This window comes from Undibacterium sp. 5I2 (genome assembly GCF_035019605.1).
Classification (GTDB): Bacteria; Pseudomonadota; Gammaproteobacteria; order Burkholderiales; family Burkholderiaceae_D; genus Undibacterium.
On record NZ_JASJVS010000013.1, the window covers coordinates 63,601 to 83,047 of the forward strand.

Annotated in this window: 19 protein-coding genes; 16 read left to right on the top strand and 3 right to left on the bottom strand. The window is 53.7% G+C overall.

Annotation, left to right across the window (positions count from 1 at the left end; genetic code table 11):
- The first annotated feature begins 15 nt into the window (after positions 1-15).
- A complete protein-coding gene (locus tag QN359_RS06960) occupies positions 16-705 on the top strand; it encodes a Crp/Fnr family transcriptional regulator (RefSeq protein WP_322250391.1) in 690 nt (229 codons plus the stop codon).
- Entirely contained in the window at positions 702-1,550 is an 849-nt protein-coding gene (locus QN359_RS06965) for a DUF2520 domain-containing protein (protein WP_322250392.1), read from the top strand. Before QN359_RS06960 ends, QN359_RS06965 begins: the two co-directional genes overlap by 4 nt.
- On the opposite strand, the gene QN359_RS06970 is transcribed toward QN359_RS06965, so the two are convergent.
- Together QN359_RS06970 and QN359_RS06975 are read right to left on the bottom strand one after the other, a co-directional pair.
- Positions 1,535-2,992 (bottom strand): sensor domain-containing diguanylate cyclase, encoded by a 1,458-nt coding sequence (locus QN359_RS06970; protein ID WP_322250393.1) that lies wholly within the window; start codon positions 2,990-2,992, stop codon positions 1,535-1,537. The two genes, QN359_RS06965 and QN359_RS06970, sit on opposite strands and share 16 nt — an antisense overlap.
- A 165-nt stretch (positions 2,993-3,157) precedes the next feature.
- Positions 3,158-3,679 (bottom strand): glycine zipper 2TM domain-containing protein, encoded by a 522-nt coding sequence (locus QN359_RS06975; protein ID WP_322250394.1) that lies wholly within the window; start codon positions 3,677-3,679, stop codon positions 3,158-3,160.
- Positions 3,680-3,869: 190 nt separating this feature from the next.
- On the opposite strand from QN359_RS06975, the gene QN359_RS06980 reads away from it, so the two are divergent.
- From QN359_RS06980 to QN359_RS07045, 14 genes are all read left to right on the top strand, one after another.
- Positions 3,870-4,259, top strand: a complete 390-nt coding sequence (locus tag QN359_RS06980) for an MAPEG family protein (protein ID WP_322250395.1) — start codon at positions 3,870-3,872, stop codon at positions 4,257-4,259.
- Positions 4,260-4,275: 16 nt separating this feature from the next.
- On the top strand, positions 4,276-5,286 hold the full coding sequence (locus QN359_RS06985) for an AI-2E family transporter (protein WP_322250396.1): 1,011 nt from the start codon (positions 4,276-4,278) through the stop codon (positions 5,284-5,286).
- 77 nt (positions 5,287-5,363) lie between these two features.
- Complete coding sequence (locus QN359_RS06990) at positions 5,364-5,675, top strand: antibiotic biosynthesis monooxygenase family protein (RefSeq protein WP_322250397.1); 312 nt, start codon at positions 5,364-5,366, stop codon at positions 5,673-5,675.
- 124 nt (positions 5,676-5,799) lie between these two features.
- The gene (gene gshA, locus QN359_RS06995) at positions 5,800-7,098 is read left to right on the top strand and encodes a glutamate--cysteine ligase (RefSeq protein ID WP_322250398.1); all 1,299 of its coding nucleotides are present in this window, start codon (positions 5,800-5,802) and stop codon (positions 7,096-7,098) included.
- 39 nt (positions 7,099-7,137) lie between these two features.
- Complete coding sequence (gene gshB, locus QN359_RS07000) at positions 7,138-8,094, top strand: glutathione synthase (protein WP_322250399.1); 957 nt, start codon at positions 7,138-7,140, stop codon at positions 8,092-8,094.
- A gap of 55 nt (positions 8,095-8,149) precedes the next feature.
- Positions 8,150-8,557 carry a PTS fructose transporter subunit IIA gene (locus tag QN359_RS07005; RefSeq protein ID WP_322250400.1) on the top strand — a complete coding sequence of 136 codons (408 nt, stop codon included), beginning with the start codon at positions 8,150-8,152 and terminating at the stop codon, positions 8,555-8,557.
- A 120-nt stretch (positions 8,558-8,677) separates the two neighbouring features.
- Complete coding sequence (locus tag QN359_RS07010) at positions 8,678-8,947, top strand: HPr family phosphocarrier protein (RefSeq protein WP_322250401.1); 270 nt, start codon at positions 8,678-8,680, stop codon at positions 8,945-8,947.
- A 99-nt stretch (positions 8,948-9,046) separates the two neighbouring features.
- Positions 9,047-10,825 carry a phosphoenolpyruvate--protein phosphotransferase gene (ptsP, locus tag QN359_RS07015; RefSeq protein ID WP_322250402.1) on the top strand — a complete coding sequence of 593 codons (1,779 nt, stop codon included), beginning with the start codon at positions 9,047-9,049 and terminating at the stop codon, positions 10,823-10,825.
- 211 nt (positions 10,826-11,036) lie between these two features.
- Entirely contained in the window at positions 11,037-12,188 is a 1,152-nt protein-coding gene (gene metX / locus QN359_RS07020; RefSeq protein WP_322250403.1) for a homoserine O-succinyltransferase MetX, read from the top strand.
- A complete protein-coding gene (gene metW / locus QN359_RS07025; RefSeq protein WP_322250404.1) occupies positions 12,185-12,814 on the top strand; it encodes a methionine biosynthesis protein MetW in 630 nt (209 codons plus the stop codon). The genes metX and metW overlap by 4 nt, the downstream gene beginning before the upstream one ends.
- Before the next feature lie 54 nt (positions 12,815-12,868).
- The gene (locus QN359_RS07030; RefSeq protein ID WP_322250405.1) at positions 12,869-13,765 is read left to right on the top strand and encodes a M48 family metallopeptidase; all 897 of its coding nucleotides are present in this window, start codon (positions 12,869-12,871) and stop codon (positions 13,763-13,765) included.
- Between the two features lie 367 nt (positions 13,766-14,132).
- Positions 14,133-16,580 (top strand): TonB-dependent receptor, encoded by a 2,448-nt coding sequence (locus QN359_RS07035; RefSeq protein ID WP_322250406.1) that lies wholly within the window; start codon positions 14,133-14,135, stop codon positions 16,578-16,580.
- Between the two features lie 131 nt (positions 16,581-16,711).
- The gene (locus tag QN359_RS07040) at positions 16,712-18,376 is read left to right on the top strand and encodes a bifunctional UDP-sugar hydrolase/5'-nucleotidase (protein WP_322250407.1); all 1,665 of its coding nucleotides are present in this window, start codon (positions 16,712-16,714) and stop codon (positions 18,374-18,376) included.
- Between the two features lie 88 nt (positions 18,377-18,464).
- Positions 18,465-18,662, top strand: coding sequence for a type II toxin-antitoxin system Phd/YefM family antitoxin (locus QN359_RS07045; RefSeq protein ID WP_323493563.1), 198 nt, complete (start codon positions 18,465-18,467; stop codon positions 18,660-18,662).
- Between the two features lie 228 nt (positions 18,663-18,890).
- On the opposite strand, the gene QN359_RS07050 is transcribed toward QN359_RS07045, so the two are convergent.
- On the bottom strand, positions 18,891-19,364 hold the full coding sequence (locus tag QN359_RS07050) for a HipA domain-containing protein (protein WP_322250409.1): 474 nt from the start codon (positions 19,362-19,364) through the stop codon (positions 18,891-18,893).
- Positions 19,365-19,447: the final 83 nt, after the last annotated feature.

A 19,447-nucleotide genomic window follows, 5' to 3' on the forward strand; every position in this document is an offset into this window, starting at 1 on the left:
AGAAGGAAGGCCAAAATGGATAGTGATACGCCAGCAAGATTTTCCAATACGATATGGGCCGGCTTACTGACGCCCGAGCAACGCCGTAAGGTGGAAGCCGATGTCATTGAACGCTTCATACCGGCCGGTGGCTATGCCTGCCGTAAGGGCGACAAAGTCGAGTATTGGATGGGGGCGCTCGATGGTTTCTTGAAGATGAGCAGCGTTTCACCGGAAGGAAAGACCGTGACCTTCAGTTGCATGTTGGCCGGCGGTTGGTTCGGCGAGGGCTCCTTACTGAAGAGTGAGCCCCGACGTTATGACGTCATGGCTTTGCGCGACACCCACGTTGCGTATATGCCAAAAGCCACCTTCAATTACTTACTCGATCACAGCATTGCTTTCAATCGCTTCATGCTCAATCAATTGAATGAGCGTTTGGGCTTGTTCATTTCCTTGCTCGAATATGAACGCATGCTCGATCCCGATACCCGCGTCGCGCGCTGTTTGGCCGCGATGTTCCATCCTTACCTCAATCCAGGTGCTGGTATGCAACTATTGATCTCGCAAGAAGAAATCGGCTATATCGCCAGCGTGTCGCGACAACGCGCCAATCAGGCGCTGCAATTACTGGAAAAGCAAAATTTACTGGCCATCGATTATCGTGGCATCACCATCCTCGACCTGCCCGGTTTGCGCAGCTTTCCCGATAAGGCGGCGGCATGAAACGATTGCACATACTCGGTGCCGGTGCGGTAGGGCGGACTTTAGCGCGGCAATTTCAACAACACCAGGTATTTTCTGTAGAGCAAATACTGAATCGCAGCCAAGCCAGCGCTGAGGCAGCGGCGGCCTTCATCGGCGTGACCGCCAGCGCGGCTTTGGCCAACGCCGCGCAATTGCGAACGGCAGAGGTATGGATGTTAAGCGTGGCCGATGACCAAATTGTGCACAGCTGCGAAATGCTGGCCCAACAAGGCTTGCTCACTCCGCAGAGTGTGGTGTTTCATTGTAGTGGGGCAAAACCTTCGAGCATCTTGGCAGCGGCGGCCGATTGTGGTGCAGCTATTGCCAGCATCCATCCGGTACGCAGTTTTGCCGATCCGGCGGCGGTCGCGGCCGATTTTGCCGGCACCATTTGCAGCATCGAAGGTGCAGCGCGCGCCCTGGCCGTGCTGAAACCGGCCTTGCAGCGCATCGGCGCGCAGACAGTGGAGATCCGTGCCGACAGCAAACTGCTGTATCACGCCGGCTCTGTATTTGCCAGCAATTACCTGGTCAGCTTGCTGGAAACTGCGATGCGCAGCTATCAAGCCGCTGGGATCAGTGCCGAGATGGCGCAGGCGATGGCGGCACCGCTAGCCCGACGTGCACTTGAAAATGTGTTTGCGCTCGGCCCGGCAGCGGCGCTGAGCGGGCCGATTGCGCGTGGTGATATGCAGACCGTGGAGCAGCAGCAAGCCGCGCTCTATGGCTGGGATAGCGTGGCCGGCGAGTTATATCGCGCCTTCACTGCCCCGACGCTGGCGCTGGCGGCACAAAAAGTGCCACCGCCTCATTCGGAAAAATAGACGCTGTTGCGGCCGTTTTCTTTGGCTTGATACAGCGCTTGATCGGCCCGTTCAAACACACTGTCTTCCGTTTCATTATCGCGACAGGCGGCCACCCCCATGCTGACCGTAATCGCTAAGCGCGTGCGGGTCAGATCGGTGGTGCGGGAAAAATCATTGTTGGCAATGGTATTGCGTAAGTTTTCAGCAATCGAGGTCGCTTTTTCCAAGCCGCAATTTTTCAACAAAATCAAAAATTCCTCGCCACCCCAGCGACAGATGACGTCGCTTTCTCGCAACGAGCGCTTGGCGATTGCCGCGATTTCCTTCAAAACATGGTCACCGACCAGGTGTCCCTGCTTGTCATTCACCTTCTTGAAAAAATCGATATCCATCAGCACCGCACACATAGGCTGACGCGAACGCTCGCTGTCGAGCAGGGCTTGCTGAAAAATGAAATCAAAGGCGTGGCGGTTCATCAGCTTGGTCAGCGTATCGGTACTGGCTGATTTTTCCAAGCGTGCGTGGTAGCGCCGCACCGTCAGCCAAACCATGATGGTGATGAGCAAAGTGATGGCGGCCCCAATGGCCAGGTTAATCCAAAATATCTGTTGCAAGGCGCTGGTATCGCTGCTTTGCTCCACCAATAAATGCCAGCCCAGTTCCGGAATGTAACGGGCATTGAGCAGTACTGTGTTGCCATTATTTTGGTAGTCGAGATGCAGCGAGCTACGGTTTGCCAAAATTTGCGGGGCAAGTTGATCGAGACCATCGATGTCGCTTAAATTGGTGTCGCGGTTTTTCTTAGTGCTGCCCGCAAGCGCAATTTTGCCTTTGTTGTCGACAAAATAAATGGTGCTGTGAAAACGTTCTTGATTTCGATCAATCAGTTGCTTCATGGAATCAAACGTCAAACCTATCCCGGTCACGCCGATAAATTTACCGTTGTAATCAAGGATGCGGTGGTTGATGAAAATCGTCATCGCATCATGATTGGCCGTATCAACGTCGACATTGGTTTCGTAGGCGGTTTTCAGCGCCTTGACGCGGTAAAACCACGCGTCGCGTGGTTCTTCCTGATGGATGGTTTTAAAATTACCGTTAGTATTATAATAATTATGACTGAGATCAGAGACCAAAAAACTCGCCACAGCGTTGTTTTTGAACTTGATTTCTTTGAGATATTTGGCGATCTGCTCTTTATCTTCTTCGCCGCTGATCAACCAGTCGCGCACAAAGGTGTCATGCGCCATTTGTGACGACACATACACCGGCCGCAGAATATCTTTTTGGATTTCAGAATAGACATTGTCACCCGTGATCGGCAGGGTTTGTTCCGACAGCGTCTGTTGCAGCATATCGCGCGAAACGACGAAGCCGACCAGCGTTGTGCTGACAAAACCACACATCAGGATCAGGGACAGCCATACCAGCAAACCATATTTCTTGAATAAATTTTTCATTGGCTGTAGACGCAACGTTAGCGGGGGGTCGGCTCAGATAATACTATAAACTACAATTTTCCCCCTCACTATACAGGGTGTTTAAACTTGTTTTTTAGCAATAATGACGAAAAAAATGCCGCATACAGCGGCATTTTTTTCACTTAAGTGGCTTTTTTGCGAATTTCAAGGACGCGGAGTCAGGGAAATATGCAGACGTAAGCGTGAACCTGGATCGTAAGGCATCACGGAAGTGTACGAGCGGCCGGCGTACTCATAAGTCACGGCATAGCCGTTATTGCGGGTTTGCCAGCTGTCGACATTGCGGCACTGACGCACCGGACGACTTTCGTAGCCGCCTTGGCCGCCGCTACCGTTGTTATCCATACGGTCGCCGACCAGCGCACCGGTGATGGCACCGGCGGCGGCGGCGGCAATGCGGCCATTACCGCCGCCGACTTGGCTACCGAGCAAACCACCGGCTAAGCCGCCGAGCAAACCGCCGGCATTGCTGCGTTCTTGTGGCCGTTGCACGTTTTCGTATTCAGTTTGGCACTCCTGACGTGGTACATTAACTTGTTCCACTTGTGGCGTAACCTTGGTGACACGCGCATAATCTTCGAAGTCCGCGGCATGGGCTACAGGGAGAGTCAGGCTCAGGCCCAACAGCGTGGTGCAGATAGAAAGTTGTTTCAAAGTGAGTTTCATTGTATACCTCGATGCAAGTTGTCAGCGATTAGTACCTACATAACGTTTGAAGTTCCCGAAAAGTAGACAAGGGATATGTAAATATATGTATCAAGCGCATTCTTGCGGATGCTCTCCTTGCCCTTATATTAGAACATCAACTGAATTTTTCAACGTTGGCACACTGTGCCAACGAAGCAAGGGAGTACGCATGACCGTATTATGGACTTCATGGATCACCGTCGCGGTGTGTGGCCTGTACTTTTGGACCGTGGTCGAAGTGGGTAAGGCGCGCAAACGCCACGCGGTACCGGCACCGTCGATGGTCGGGCCGGACGGTTTTTTGCGCGCGCTGCGGGTACAGGGCAATACGGTGGAACAATTAGTCTTGTTTTTACCCGCCTTGTGGCTGTGTGCGATCTGGTACAGCGATCATGCGGCCGCAGTAGCCGGGGCGGTCTGGGTGTGCGGTCGTATCCTGTATGCGCGCGCGTATCTGCAAGATGCGGCTAAGCGCGGACCCGGTTTCATCATCGCCTTACTCGCCACGCTGGCCTTGCTGCTCGGTGCGGTGCTCGGCTTATCCGGCTTACTCAAATAATTTCCTATAATTTCTTATGAACAATAGCAAACTCAGTCACGCCGACACGGCTTCTTATCTGCTGGCGGCACTGGCGCTGTTGCTGGTGCTCAAAGCCGGCTTACTGGTGGCTTTGTTTTCCGGCTTACTGATGTTCTCGGCCATCCACCGCACGGCACCGCTGATCGCGCGCCGCTTCAGCCGGCGCCAGCCGCGCATGATTGCGGTGGCCTTGCTGTCGGCGCTGCTGATGGCCGCGCTGGTCGTCAGTATTTGGGGCATTCATGTGTTTTTGCGCAGTGACAGCGGCAATTTGCATAATCTGTTGCAACGCTTGGCCGACATCATTGACGCCTCGCGCAGCCAAGTGCCGGAGTGGGTCAGTACTTACTTCCCTGATGATGTCGTGGCGCTGCAGGAAATGATCACGCTGTGGTTGCGTGAACATGCCAGTGAAGCGAAGTTGATCGTGCCGGAAGCCGGTCATTTGTTAGTGCACTTGTTGCTAGGTATGATTATCGGCGTCCTGGTGGCCTTGCGCGACATGAATGGGGATGGTCAAGCCAAGCCGTTTGCGGCCGCCTTATTGCAAAGACTGAGAAACCTCAGCCTCTTGTTTGAAAAAATCGTGTTCGCCCAAGTACAAATTTCCCTTATTAATACTGTGCTGGCCGCCATCTATTTGTTAGTGATTCTGCCACTGTCCGGGGTCCATCTGCCGCTGACCAAGACCATGATCGCCATCACTTTCTTGGCCGGCTTGATTCCTGTTGCCGGCAATATTGTCTCGAATTCTTTGCTGGTCATCATTGCTTTGTCGCATTCTCTCAACATCGCCATCAGCTCTTTGTTATTCATGGTTTTGATTCACAAGGCCGAGTATTTTCTCAATGCCCGTATCATTGGCGCACAGGTGAATGCGCGCGCTTGGGAGTTGCTTACCGCGATCTTGGTGTTTGAAACCCTGTTCGGTGTGCCCGGCTTGGTGGCAGCACCGGTGTTCTATGCTTATCTGAAAAAAGAATTAAGCGATCGAGGTTTGGTATGATTCAGTGCAATAATATGGGGTAAGGGAAAAAAGACGACGTCATCCTTATTTTTACCATCACTCTGAAGAAACTCATCATGATTCTGGAAATCGCCGATATACGCATTCAACCCGGCCAGCAAGCCGCTTTTGAATTGGCCATACAACGCGGAGCGAATGAAGTGATCGCTCAAGCGGAAGGTTTTTGTGGTTTTAAAATCAATAAAGGCATTGAGTCGCCGGAACGTTATGTGCTGATGATTTACTGGGCCACGCTGGAAAATCACACTGTTGATTTCCGGCAATCAGAAGCATTCAGCCAATGGCGCGCCATCGTCGGCCCATTTTTCGCCGCAGCACCGGTGGTCGAGCACTTCGATTTACTGGCCAAATCTCCCTCTGCAGCGTAGGTTTATTGCCAAGCACGTCTTGATTCTGGCACTTTCATCCCAACTTAGCACAGTCATCAAGACAGCGGCAGGCCGTTATTCGGCCTGCACCAGCGCTGCACGCAGCAACATCTAAAAGGTCAATATGGTTCCGCATTTGGTCACGGCTTTGAACGGGCCTCTGCTCGATTTAGAAAAAAAAATACTCGAAGCAACACCGGCGATAGAGCGCTGGTTTCGCTTGGAGTGGCAAGAGCACACGCCCCCCTTCTATTGTTCTGTCGATTTACGCAACGCCGGCTTCAAGCTCGCGCCGGTCGACACCAATCTGTTTCCGGGCGGATTCAATAATCTCGCCCCTGAAATGCTGCCCTTGGCCGTGCAAGCGGCGATGGCGGCGATAGAAAAATATTGTCCCGACGCGAAAAACTTGTTGCTGATCCCGGAAAACGACACCAGCAACCCTTGTTATCTGCAACATATTGCCCGGACCATGCAGATTTTCCGTCAGACTGGCCTCAATGTCCGCCTCGGTGCCTTGTCCTCCGACATCACTGAACCTACCCCGATTGACTTGCCAGACGGCAGCCAATTGATACTCGAACCGCTGATTCGTTCACCCAACGGTCGCCGGCTCGGCTTGGAAAATTTCGACCCGTGTACAATTGTACTCAATAATGATTTGTCGACCGGCATACCAGGCATTTTGGAAGACCTCAACGAACAGACCTTATTGCCGCCTTTGCATGCCGGTTGGGCCCTGCGGCGCAAGAGCAATCACTTTTCAGCCTATGATGAAGTGGTCAAAAAGTTCGCCAAAATGGTCGATATCGACCCGTGGATGTTGAATCCCTACTTCATCAAAGTGGTTGGGGTGAATTTTAAAGAACGCACCGGCGAAGATGCCTTGGCCGCTGCGGTCGATACCGTGTTGGCGAAAATCCGCAAAAAATACAAAGAATACGGTATCAAAGAAAAACCCTTTGTCATCGTCAAAGCCGATGCCGGCACTTATGGCATGGGCATCATGACGGTGCATGATGCGAGTGAAGTTCGTGATCTTGATCGCACGCAGCGCAACACCATGTCGGTGATCAAAGTTGGCATGGAAGTACGTGATGTGATTGTTCAAGAAGGCGTTTATACTTTTGAACAGATCAAAGATGCCGTGGCTGAACCGGTCGTGTATATGATCGATCGCTATGTGGTCGGCGGCTTTTATCGCTTTCATGCCGGTCGTGGTGTCGATGAAAATCTGAATGCGCCGGGCATGCACTTTGTGCCGCTGGCCTTTGCGCAGCAGCCTGCGGTACCGGATGTGAAGGCCAAACCGGGCGCGGCCACTCCTAACCGTTTTTACTTGTACGGTGTGGTGGCGCGCTTGGCTTTGTTGGCGGCCTCGCTGGAAATGGAAAGAACTGATCCGAATCCGGAAATTTATTAATCGCGCCGGGATTTCCCGGCCTTCTTGCAGAGTATGGCTATGAAAATTGCATTTCTGACTGATCCGCTGGTGCAGTTCAAGACGTATAAAGACACTACCTTCGCCATGATGCGCGAGGCCGCTCGGCGTGGCTACAGCGTGTATGCCTTCGGTGCGGAAGATTTGGCGCTCGAAAGCGGCCAAGTGGTAGCGCGTATTCGCCACATTACCCTGACCGGCGATGAACACGACTGGTTCCGCGCCGACGCCGCGGTCACGCTGGCCTTGAGTGAATTCGATGCCGTGTTGCAGCGCAAAGATCCACCGTTTGACATGGAATACATCTACGCCACGTATTTGCTGGAAATCGCCGAGCGTGCCGGTGCCAGAGTATTCAATAAATCGGCGGCGATTCGCAATAACAATGAAAAACTCAGCATCACCGGGTACAGCCAATTTACCACCCCGACCTTGGTGACGCGTGACGAGCAACGTATCCGCGACTTCCAGCGTGAGCACGAAGATATCATCCTCAAGCCGCTCGATGGCATGGGCGGTGCCGGGATTTTCCGCATTCGCGCCGATGCAATGAATCTCGGCTCCGTCATCGAAACCCTGACCTTGAACGGTAGCCGGACCATCATGGTACAGCGCTATATTCCGGAAATCGTTGACGGTGACAAACGTATCCTGCTGATCGGTGGGAAAGTGGTGCCGTTTGCACTGGCACGCATTCCACAGAACGGCGAAGTACGTGGCAATTTGGCCGCCGGCGGCCTTGGTGTGGCGCAAGAATTGTCGGCGCGGGATCTTGAGATTGCACAGACTTTAGCACCGGAACTGTATCAAAAGGGCTTGTTGCTGGTAGGATTGGATGTGATCGGTTCTTGTTTGACTGAAATTAATGTCACCAGTCCAACTTGCTTCCAGGAAATTACTACGCAAAAAGGCTTTGATGTGGCCGCCATGTTCATCGATGCGCTCGAAGTCGCCCTCACCGAGGCGGCGGCGGGCTAAATTTTTTATGTAGCGCAGGCAGACGCAGCGCGCGTCTGCAGACAGAGAAATTACTATGGTTGCCATTTTATTGATGACGCATGCGCCGCTGGGATCGGCCTTCATTGCCGCTGCCACCCATGTGTTTCGTGGCCGGCCGGAACGGCTCGAAGCCATCGATGTGCAGGCTGATCAAAACACCGATGAAGTCAATCAACTCGCGCGTGCCGCCGTCGAACGACTCAATGACGGTTCGGGCGTGCTGGTAATGACCGACATCATGGGAGGCACGCCATCGAATTGTTGCCGCGCTTTGGGTGAGCCCGATCAAGTGGCGATTATCGCCGGCATCAGTTTGCCGATGTTGTTGCGTGCCATCACTTACCGCAGCGATGTACTCGATGTGGTGGTGGAAATGGCGCTGGCCGGCGGGCAAAATGGTGCGCTGCGCATCGATAACCGGGTGCGCTTGGGGCCGAATTGAATGAACTGACTGCGCGCTTGGCGCGCAATGGTGTTGCATAAATGCGTGGTCATGGTGTAAAAGTCTGCTTGAGGCCATCTCACTGAGGCCATCTCACGCCATCGAATTAGAAAGCAAAGCATGATTCAAAAAGAAATCGAAATCGTTAATAAATTAGGCTTGCACGCGCGTGCCTCAGCAAAATTCACGCAAACCGCCAGCAAATTCAAATGCGAAGTCTGGGTGACACGCAACAGTCGCCGCGTCAACGGCAAATCCATCATGGGCGTCATGATGTTGGCTGCCGGCAAGGGTAGTAAAATTATGCTCGATACCGAAGGTGTCGACGAGCTGGAATGCATGGAAGCCATGCAAGCCTTGATCAGTGACAAATTTGGCGAAGGCGAATAAGCATTCGACTCGGTCAATGACGCAACCGTGGTAGAATTAATAACAAGATTGCCTTTTTATTAATTCATTAAGTATATTTGCAACTTAGGGAGACTCGGCATGGCATCATTTACATTGCAAGGCATCCCGGTTTCCCGCGGCATTGCGATTGGTCGCGCTCATCTGCTGCGACCGGCTGCGCTTGATGTCGAACATTATTTGATTGCCCAAGAGCAGGTGGAAGCCGAAGTATTGCGCTTGCAGGCGGCGTTGGCCGAGGTGCATAAAGAATTGCAAGCGATCTGGGCCGATTTGCCGGCCGATGCGCCGACCGAACTCGGTGCCTTTATCGACGTCCATGTGCTGATTCTGTCTGACCCTATGGTGTCGGAAGCCCCGCTCGATATTATCCGCAGCCGCCACTACAATGCCGAATGGGCGCTGGTGACTCAGGTCGATGAATTATCGGCCCAGTTCGATGAAATTGAAGATGAATATCTGCGCGAACGCAAAGCCGATATTCAGCAAGTCGCCGAACGCGTGCTCAAAGTCTTGACCGGCAGCGCACACGCCGTACCACGCGCCGAGGGCATCGATGAGCGCAGTGCCAATATGATCGTGGTCGCGCGCGATATTTCGCCGGCCGACATGATGCAGTTTCGCGATGCCGCCTTTGCCGGCTTTGTCACCGACGAGGGTGGCCAAAATTCGCATACTGCGATTGTCTCGCGTAGCCTTGGCATTGCTGCCGTAGTTGGCATGGGCAATGCTTCGCAATTGATCGACCAAGATGACTGGCTCATCATCGACAGCGATGCCGGCGTCGTGATCGTGGCCCCGACTTCGCAAGTGCTGGAACAGTACCGGGAACGCCAACTGCGGCTGCAAAAGCAGAGAAAAAAACTCGGCAAGCTGAAAAAAACCCCGGCCATTACCCAAGATGGGGTCGAAATCAGCTTGCTGGCGAATATAGAAATGCCCGAAGACGCCGCGTTGGCGCTCGAAGCCGGGGCCGCCGGCGTCGGCTTGTTCCGCTCCGAATTTTTGTTTATGGAACGCAGCGGCCATGAACATGTGCTGCCGACCGAAGAAGAACAATTTCTCGCTTATCGGCGTGCCGTCGAAGGCATGAAAGGGCGGCCGGTGACGATCCGCACGCTCGACGTCGGTGGCGACAAACCCTTGACCGCCAACGATCACTCGATACTCAACCCGGCGCTGGGTTTGCGTTCAATTCGCTATTGCTTATCGGAACCGCAATTATTCCTCACGCAATTGCGAGCGATCTTACGCGCTTCGGTGTTTGGCCCGGTAAAAATCCTCATCCCGATGATGGCGCATAGTTTTGAAGTCGATCAAACCTTGGCCTTGATCGCCCAGGCCAAAGCAGCGCTCGATGCCGAACACAAGCCCTATGACCGCGCCATTCCTATCGGTGCGATGATAGAAATTCCGGCGGCGGCGCTGGCGCTGCCACTGTTCATCCGCAAGCTCGACTTTCTCTCCATCGGTACCAATGATTTGATCCAATATACGCTGGCGATAGACCGGGCCGATCATGAAGTGGCCCACCTTTACGACGACTTGCATCCAGCTATACTGTTGCTGCTGCAAACTATCGTCAGTACCGCTAAAAAAGCCGCGATTCCGGTCTCTATTTGCGGTGGCATGGCCGGCGATCTGCGCCTGACGCGCTTGTTGATCGGCATGGGCTTTCGCGAACTGTCGATGCCGGCTGCTTTGCTGCCGGAAATTAAACAAGCGATTCTCAATACCAATTTGTCGGTGCTGGAACCCTATGTCAAAAAAATCTTGCGTAGCTACGAACCGCAACTGATTCGTGAAACTCTGGCGGCCATGGCGCTGGCTGAGGCCGAGAGCGAAATCGCGGCGCTGTAATCGGTCTGGCCGCATGCATAGTGTTTGACGGCTGCCGCTGATTTGGTTATCCTCGAAAGATTGCGCCGATTTGAAAATCAGCTTGCGGGCGCAGTTCGGACCTTGTCCGGACCATAAATACGGCTAAAGCGAGCTTGCATGGCTTCCATCGAGTCCCCCTTTTAGCCTTCCTTGAATTTTTTTAAACGAGAATTTCTCGATGGAAGTGTGTATGTCTGTTTCACCTCAATCGGTCGGTCCGGTCACGCCACAAGCGTGGTTCTTTGAAGAAGCGCTGCCGCTGCAGAGCGGTGCCGTCCTTGCCGCTTACACCTTGATGATAGAAACTTACGGCACCCTCAATGCTGAAAAGTCGAATGCGGTGTTGATTTGTCATGCACTCAATGCCTCGCACCATGTGGCCGGCTATTATCCCGAGCAAACAAAAAACGTCGGTTGGTGGGATAACATGATCGGACCCGGCAAACCGGTTGATACCGATCATTTCTTCGTCATCGGCGTGAATAATCTTGGCTCGTGTTTCGGTTCCACCGGCCCCATGCATATCAATCCTGCCAGCGGCAAGCCCTATGGTGCCGATTTCCCGGTGGTGACGGTGGAAGACTGGGTGAATGCCCAGGCCCGCGTGGCCGACCGCTTCGGCATCGCTCAATTCGCCGCCGTCATGGGTGGCTCGCTTGGTGGTATGCAGGCGCTGGCTTGGAGCATTCTGTATCCACAGCGTTTACAACATTGCGTGGTGATTGCCTCGACGCCGAAATTATCGGCCCAGAACATCGCCTTCAATGATGTCGCGCGTCAGGCAATTCTGACCGATCCCGATTTTCACGGTGGTGATTTTTACGCCCATGGTGTGGTGCCACGCAATGGCTTACGGGTGGCACGCATGATCGGTCACATCACCTATCTGTCGAATGACGATATGGCGGAAAAATTTGGCCGTGATTTGAAATCTGACGATTACCAATTCGGCTTTGGCGTCGACTTCGAAATCGAATCGTATTTGCGCTATCAAGGAGACAAGTTCTCCGACTATTTCGATGCCAACACCTACCTGCTGATCACCAAGGCACTCGATTACTTCGACCCGGCCCGCCATACCGGCGGCGACTTACAGCGCGCGCTGGCCCAGACTGCCGCCAAATTCTTGCTGGTCTCGTTCTCCACCGACTGGCGCTTTGCGCCCGAGCGCAGCCGCGAAATCGTGCGCGCCTTGGTGAGTAACCAACGCACCGTCAGTTATGCCGAAATCGATGCGCCACACGGGCATGATGCTTTTTTGCTCGACGATCCGCGCTACCTGAATCTCATCGCCGCGTATTTTGCGCGCATTGCCACTGAGGTGGCTGGAAAGCCGACATGAATTTTTCTGAATTAAGCCGTCTGCGTCCTGACCTCGCCTTCATTGCCGATTGGATCAAACCACAGACCCAAGTACTCGATGTCGGTTGCGGCGACGGCGTGATGCTCGACTATTTGCAAACCGACCGCGCCTGCCATGGCTATGGCATCGAGATCGCCGACGACAAAGTGCTCGAATGCGCCCGTCGCCACATCAATGTGATCCAGCAGGATATGGAAAATGGCCTCGGCATGTTCGATGACAATGCCTTCGACACCGTGCTGTGTCTGTCCTCGTTGCAAATGATGAAGCATGTCGAACCGCTGTTGCGTGATATTGCGCGGGTCGGACGCGAAGCCATCGTCTCATTCCCGAACTTCGGTTACTGGCCGCACCGAACCGCGCTGTTGATGGGCAAGATGCCGGTGTCGAAAAGTCTGCCATACCAGTGGTACGACACACCGAATGTGCGCTGTGCAACGATCTATGATTTTTCCGATCTGGCGCAGGAAGTCGGGCTGGAAGTCATGGAATGTGTCGCGCTGCATGAGGGAAAACCGGTGACCTGGCTACCGAACTGGCGTGGCAGTTTGGCGGTATTTCGTTTGCGTAAGCTTCCTTCGCCGAAACGCGTGCAGTCCCTTTAAAACCGCCATATCGGCAGCATCTCAAACACTGCTTTGTACTATGATGGATTCATGATGAAATGCTCGACTTCTCTGCTGATAGGGCTGGCCGCTTGGCAGTTCGGTGCTACCGCACTGGCGCAGGAGCGCGCCGCTGACGACGGCGTTAAAGTCGGCAATATGTCGATGTTTCGCAAGCTGGCACCAACCGGCACCTTGGAAAAACAAGCGGCTGCCCAGTATGCCCAAACCATAGGGCAGGCGCAGCAACAACGCGCGCTCGGCCCCGATGACAATCAACAAGTTATACGTTTGCGGGCGATCGCCCAAAAACTCATTCCCTACACCGAGCGCTGGAACCCGCGCGCTTCCGGATGGAAATGGGAAATCAATTTAATTGCGTCGAAACAAGTTAATGCGTATTGCATGCCGGGTGGGAAAATCGCTTTCTATACCGGCATCCTCGATACCCTCAAACTCAGCGACGATGAAGTCGCCATCGTGATGGGCCATGAAATCGCCCACGCCTTGCGCGAGCATGGTGCCGAACGTGCCGGCAAAGCGGTGGTGGCGAATTTCGGTGTGCGTGTGGCCGAAGTGGTCGCCAGCGTCAAAGGTTATGACCCGTATCTGGCCGGGGCGCTGGCCGGTAAGGCCGCCAATGTTGGCATGCTGGCATTTTCGCGCCAAGATGAAAGCGAAGCCGATCTGGTCGGCCTCGACTTGGCCGCGCGGGCTGGTTACGATCCGCGCGCCGGTGTTGTGTTGTGGAAAAAAATGGCGATGGTCAACAAGAGCGCGCCGCCCCAATGGTTGTCTACCCATCCGGCCGGCGATAGCCGGATTGCTGCCATTACGCGCCATTTGCCCGAAGTCATGCCCTTGTATCTCCACTCGAAAGGGCTGTCGGCCACGGCCATCGCGCCTTATCGTAGCAATGTCAAAGGCATCACGCCGGTGTCGTATCCTTGAGGGGATAGAGCCTTGAAGCACTTTCTTAGCATGAAATCCCCGACATTGCCGTAAATCTCCTTACCGTTCGACCGAAAAAAATGCCCTGTGTGGCGTTTTTTTCACACCTGCGCACCCCCGCCGCTTGTGTCATCAACCCTTCATAATTTAATGTAACACTGCGTCGGCTTATGAATCAGTCCGTTCATTGTTCGAGCTCCGTAGTGATGAAAGTTCGAGCCTGTGCTTTTTTTTGCGAAAAAAAGCAAACGATTGCGCGTCCACATTTTTTCTCGCGTAACGATGGACGCAAGCACCATTTAAGGCCTGAGCCCGGCCCAGGTTTTTACCGATTTTATTTATTTCCGTCATTCATCAGGAGCAGTTCATGAAACAATCCACCATCTCGTCGACGTTCAAGCCGCGTCTATCGCTGCTGGCCGTCGCCTGCCAATTGGCGTGTCTGAGCTTTAGCCCGGCGTATGCGCAGCAAAGCGATAGCAATAACGATCCGGTCGATTCCAAACAAGTCACCATCACCGGCAAAAAAGTCGGCATGGGCTTGATGGTGCAAGAAAATGCGCCAAAAGCACGCAGCACCATCAATGCCGAAGAATTGACGAAACTGCGTCCGACCGGCAATGCTTACCAAGCCTTGGAACTCATGCCTTCGGTAAACAGCTACAACTACGATGCGACCGGTCTGTTCGGCGGTGGTTTGACACTGCGCGGCTTTAACAGCGATCAAATCGGCCTGACCATCAACGGCGTGCCAGTCAATGATTCCGGTTCCTTCTCGGTGTTCCCACAAGAATTCGTCGACCAAGAAAATACCTGCACCCAATTCGTGACACAAGGTTCGACCGACGTTGATTCACCACAAATCGGCGCGACCGGCGGCATCATCGGCATCACCACCTGTGATCCGTCCAAGGAAAAGAATTTCCGCGTCATGCAAACGGTGGGTGAACTCAATATGTGGAAAACCTACATGCGCTATGACACCGGCCTGTTGGCCGATGGTAAAACCCGCATTTTCGTTTCCGCCTCGCAAGCGATGGCCGACAAATTCAAAGGCCAGGGCGGTGCGGATCGCAAGCACGTCGATATCGGCTTCCGTACCGATTTTGATCGCTTCAACTCGATCAACGGTACGTTGCTCTACAACCGCGCCATCAACCAAAACATCAGCACCTTCAACCTGGCCGATCTGGCCAAGAATGGTTACACTTACGATTATTCGACCAGCTTCATCGGTCACAGCGCCGCCACACCAGGCACGGCCGGCAGCGATGTCAATCAAGCCAATGCCGATTCGTATTACAAGCTGACACAAAACCCGTTTGAAAACATCATCGCCTCAGTCACGGCTAAATTCCGTATCGGCGAAAATACCGACATCAAAATCCTGCCTTACTACTGGTATGGCTATGGCACCGGCGGTGTGCAGCAACGTTTGCAGAATGAGGGCACCTTCCTCAATTCTGCCACCCATACCAATACTGCTTCGGTCGATTTGAACGGTGATGGCGATGCCAAAGACAAGGTCATCGTTGCCAGCGGCAGTGTGACGCGCACTAATCGTCCCGGCATCACTGCCTCGATATTGCATAACCACGACAACCACCAATTGTTGGCTGGTTTCTGGATCGAACGCGCGACCCAAGACCAATACGGACCGATGAACTTGGTCAATGCCAACGGCAGTCCTACTGATATCTGGCTCAAACAGGGCCTGATCCTGCGCCCGGACGGCACACCGTTCCAAGCGCGTGATTCGAAAACCATCAGCACGGCTTACCAATTCTTTGCCCAAGACACGATCAGCCTGCTCAATGACAAACTGAGCCTCAACATTGGCTTGCGTGCGCCGACCATGAAGCGCGACTTCACCAACTACGCCAATGAAGGCATCACCAATTCCAGTGCCAGCAATACCACTGCAGCCGGTGCCATCAACCAAGCCGGTTACACCTACAATATCAAACGTACTTACTCCGAATTGCTGCCGCAATTCGGTCTCAAGTATCAGATCGACAACAACAACCAAGTCTTCGCCAGCCTGGCCAAGAACATGAAAGCGCCGCCGAATTTCATCTACCAAACTTCGGGTAACGTAGTCGTCGCCACCACCGGCCCGACTGCCGGTACCGCGAGCTTGCCAGTCGATGTCAAGGCTGAAACCTCGTATAACCTCGATCTCGGCTACCGTCTGCAGAATGACAAAATCACGGCCCAAGCCACCGTGTATGCAGTCGACTTCCGCAATCGCCAAGCGACTGCCTATGATCCGACCACGCAATTAAGCAGCCTGACCAGCGTTGGTAAGGTCAGTGCCAAAGGTGTCGAACTGGAATTGGGTAATACTCCCGTCAACGGCTGGTCGTTCTACAGCTCGCTCGGTTACATCAGCACCGAAATCAAAGACAATCTGATCGTCAGTTCAACGGCCGTGTTGCCGACGGCTGGCAAACAGATGACGCTGACACCGAACTGGAAAGCCGGCTTGAGTGCGCAATATGAAACCGGTGCCTGGTATACCCGTTTGAAAGCCAAATTCACCGGCAAACAATGGGCCACCATGACCAATGATGAATTGGTTCCGGCTTACACTTTGCTCGACTTTGATGCCGGTTACCAGTTCCCGAATGCCGGTATTTTCAAAAAGCCGACCATTCGTCTCAATGTCAGCAATATCACTAACAAGCAGTACCGTGATCCATCGAGCTTCAACATCACCAATGCACTGCCTTACGGTACCGCCAGCGGCAAAAGCGTGTTTTACTATCTGGGTGCGCCACGCTTTACGTCCGTTACTGTGTCGGCAGATTTCTGACCTGATGCGATAACATGACGTCGTGCTGGCACGACGTCGGTTTGACATGGGGAACGTTGATTTCAAGGTCTGCCACGCGGCGCGTGTTGCAGACCTTTTTTGTTTGATTTTTTAATCAAGGAGCAGGCCAGATGTTTTCTTCACGTACTTGCTTGGGCTTGGCTTTCAGTTTGGCGCTGTGTGCCAGTGCCAGCGCCCAAGGCGATTTGCGCACCGTCACGATTTTCAGCATCAATGATTTCCATGGCAATTTACAAGCGAGCCAGCCCCTGCCTTACCTGGCCAAGCCCGGCGATTCCACCGCAGCCGGCACCGCAGCGGCCATACCGGCCGGCGGCTATGCCTATTTGGCCGCCAAGCTCAAACAACGACGCGCAGCCGTCGATGCCAGCATCGTCGTTGCCGCCGGTGATTTGATCGGTGCCGCACCGATGGGCTCGGCCTTGCTCAAGGATGAACCGACGCTGCTGGCGATGAACCGACTTGGTCTCAGCCTGAGTGCGGTCGGCAACCACGAATTCGACGCCGGCACGGCTGAATTGCAGCGCAAAATTAACGGCGAGTGTCCGGCCGGCGTGTGTGCCTACCGCGATTTTCATGGTACTGAGTTCAGCTATTTGGCTGCCAATATCCATGCCCAGGGCAGCACTGAGCCTTGGCTCGCACCGTATCAAATACGCCAGGTCGGCGATGTCCGCATCGGCTTTATCGGTGCTGTGACGGCCACGGTACCGCAACTGGTAGCCGGCGATGCCGTGGCCGCTTTGCGTTTCGCACCGGAAGCGGCCAGCATCAATCGTTACGTGCCGGAATTGCAAAAACAAGGGGTCGACGCCATCGTCGTGTTGCTACACGAAGGTGCCAAGTATCCCGGTCCGGCCAACGATCCCAGTTATCTGTGCCCGGGTTTGCAAGGGCCTTTACTGGCCATCAGTAAAGAGTTGGATCCGGCTATCAGCCTGGTCGTCTCCGGCCATACCCATCAAGCCTACACGTGCAAGCGTGATGGCCACTTGCTGGTGCAAGGCTTGAGCGCCGGCGCTTACCTGACCGAAACCAGCCTGACCATAGATCGCCGGCAGCATCGTGTGATTGCCAGTTCCGCCGTCAACCATTTGATTGACCAGACCACGATCACGCCCGACCCGCAAGCGCAAGCCTTGGTCGAGCAGGTGGCGGCGCAAACCGCGACACTGCGCTTACGTCCGGTAGCCAGTTTGAGCCAGCCGATTCTGCGTGCTTCGCGCGGGCAGAACTTCGACAGTGCGCTCGGCAATGTGATTGCCGATGCCCAATTAGACTACGCACAGCAACACGGTCCGACCGATCTGGCCTTCATGAATGCCGGCGGCATCCGCGCCGACTTACCGGCCGGTGCGCCTATCAGTTATGCCGACGTGTACGCGACCCAGCCATTCAACAACCAACTGGTACGCATGCAATTGAGCGGGGCGCAGATCAAGGACTTACTCGAACAGCAAATGAAATTACCGGAACAACCGCAAAAACTGTTCTCCGCCGCGAATTTGCGGTATCGCTGGAACCCACAAGCAGAGCCGCAACAAAGGATCAGTGCGGTGCAAATTGCCGGCGTGCCGCTTGACGTGACACGCACTTATTCGGTCGTCGCCAATAGCTTTCTGGCTGGCGGCGGCGATGGCTTTGACGTATTCAAGCAGGGCCGCGAACGCCAATTGATCGGCAGTGATCTCGAAGCGCTGTTGGCTTATTTGAGCAAACACGGTGCAGGCTTGGCAAAGCTTGAACTTGATCGGGTGCAGCGCGTGTTGCCGTAATCAGAAGGGGGCGGGGTGTACGACACTGTGGCAGATTTTTTCCACTCTCGATGAGCTATATAGTCAGAATAATGAAATAGGGAGCTTGATGATGCCTATCTGGCAAATGCAAGACGCCAAAGCCAAGTTATCGGAAGTACTTAAGTGTGCCGCCAGTGAAGGGCCGCAAAGCATTACCGTGCACGGTCAAGCGGTGGGCGTGGTACTCTCTCAGGCCATGTTTGCGCGACTGAGCGGCAATCAACAGTCCTTGCTTGACTTCATGCGCCAGTCCCCCCTTGTATGATATGGATGGCATCGATCTTGAGCGCGACCCAAGTGTCAGCCGTGAGGCCGCATTGTGCCATTAGGCTTGGTCAACCTTTGGCTTAGTCGGTGATGTAAGCCTAGGGAAGCGCAGATTTAATCGCTGTGGAATTGTCCGTTGCCAATGAGGATGCAATGAAAGGCAACGCAGCAGTGCGCCTCAGTGGCGACGAACAAACCGCTTGGATTAAATCTGCGCTTCCCCGGTTTAGTCTGGCAACTCCAGGTCAGGACGGCCCCGTAAGCATGCGGCTTTTTTTCTTTTCCGTAGTGCTTCAACACTTGGGTTATGTTTAAAATGCGTCAGCAAATTTATTTTTTGCAGTCGTGACAATTCTGAGCGACGAATCGCTTTAGGCCATTTCGCTACGGCGGTACTTACCGTATCTGCTATGACCTTGGATAAGGCTTTCTCAGGAATGCCAAGAAAATTGGCAAGTCTGCGAACTATAGCCGGAAGCAATTTTTCACGTTCTTTGCTATCAGGGAAGAACTTCAATCCATTCCCCTCACCAGCAAGATACCCGGAGTAGGCGACGATATCGTACGTGGGCGAAAGACAGGGGGCGGTAGCTGTCTCATACAGCAGTGAGAAATTCTTCACATGCGCATCAAAGTTGCCGATCATTTCATCAAAAATCTGACTAGCGTTTGAAACCCCGGCCTTCAGAGGCTGTCGCAAAAGGGTAGTGTAGTGGTCAAGTTATTTCGGACACATCAATAGGTTTTTTTTCTGCCATTTCTTTTTCGTAAATCATGGGCGGC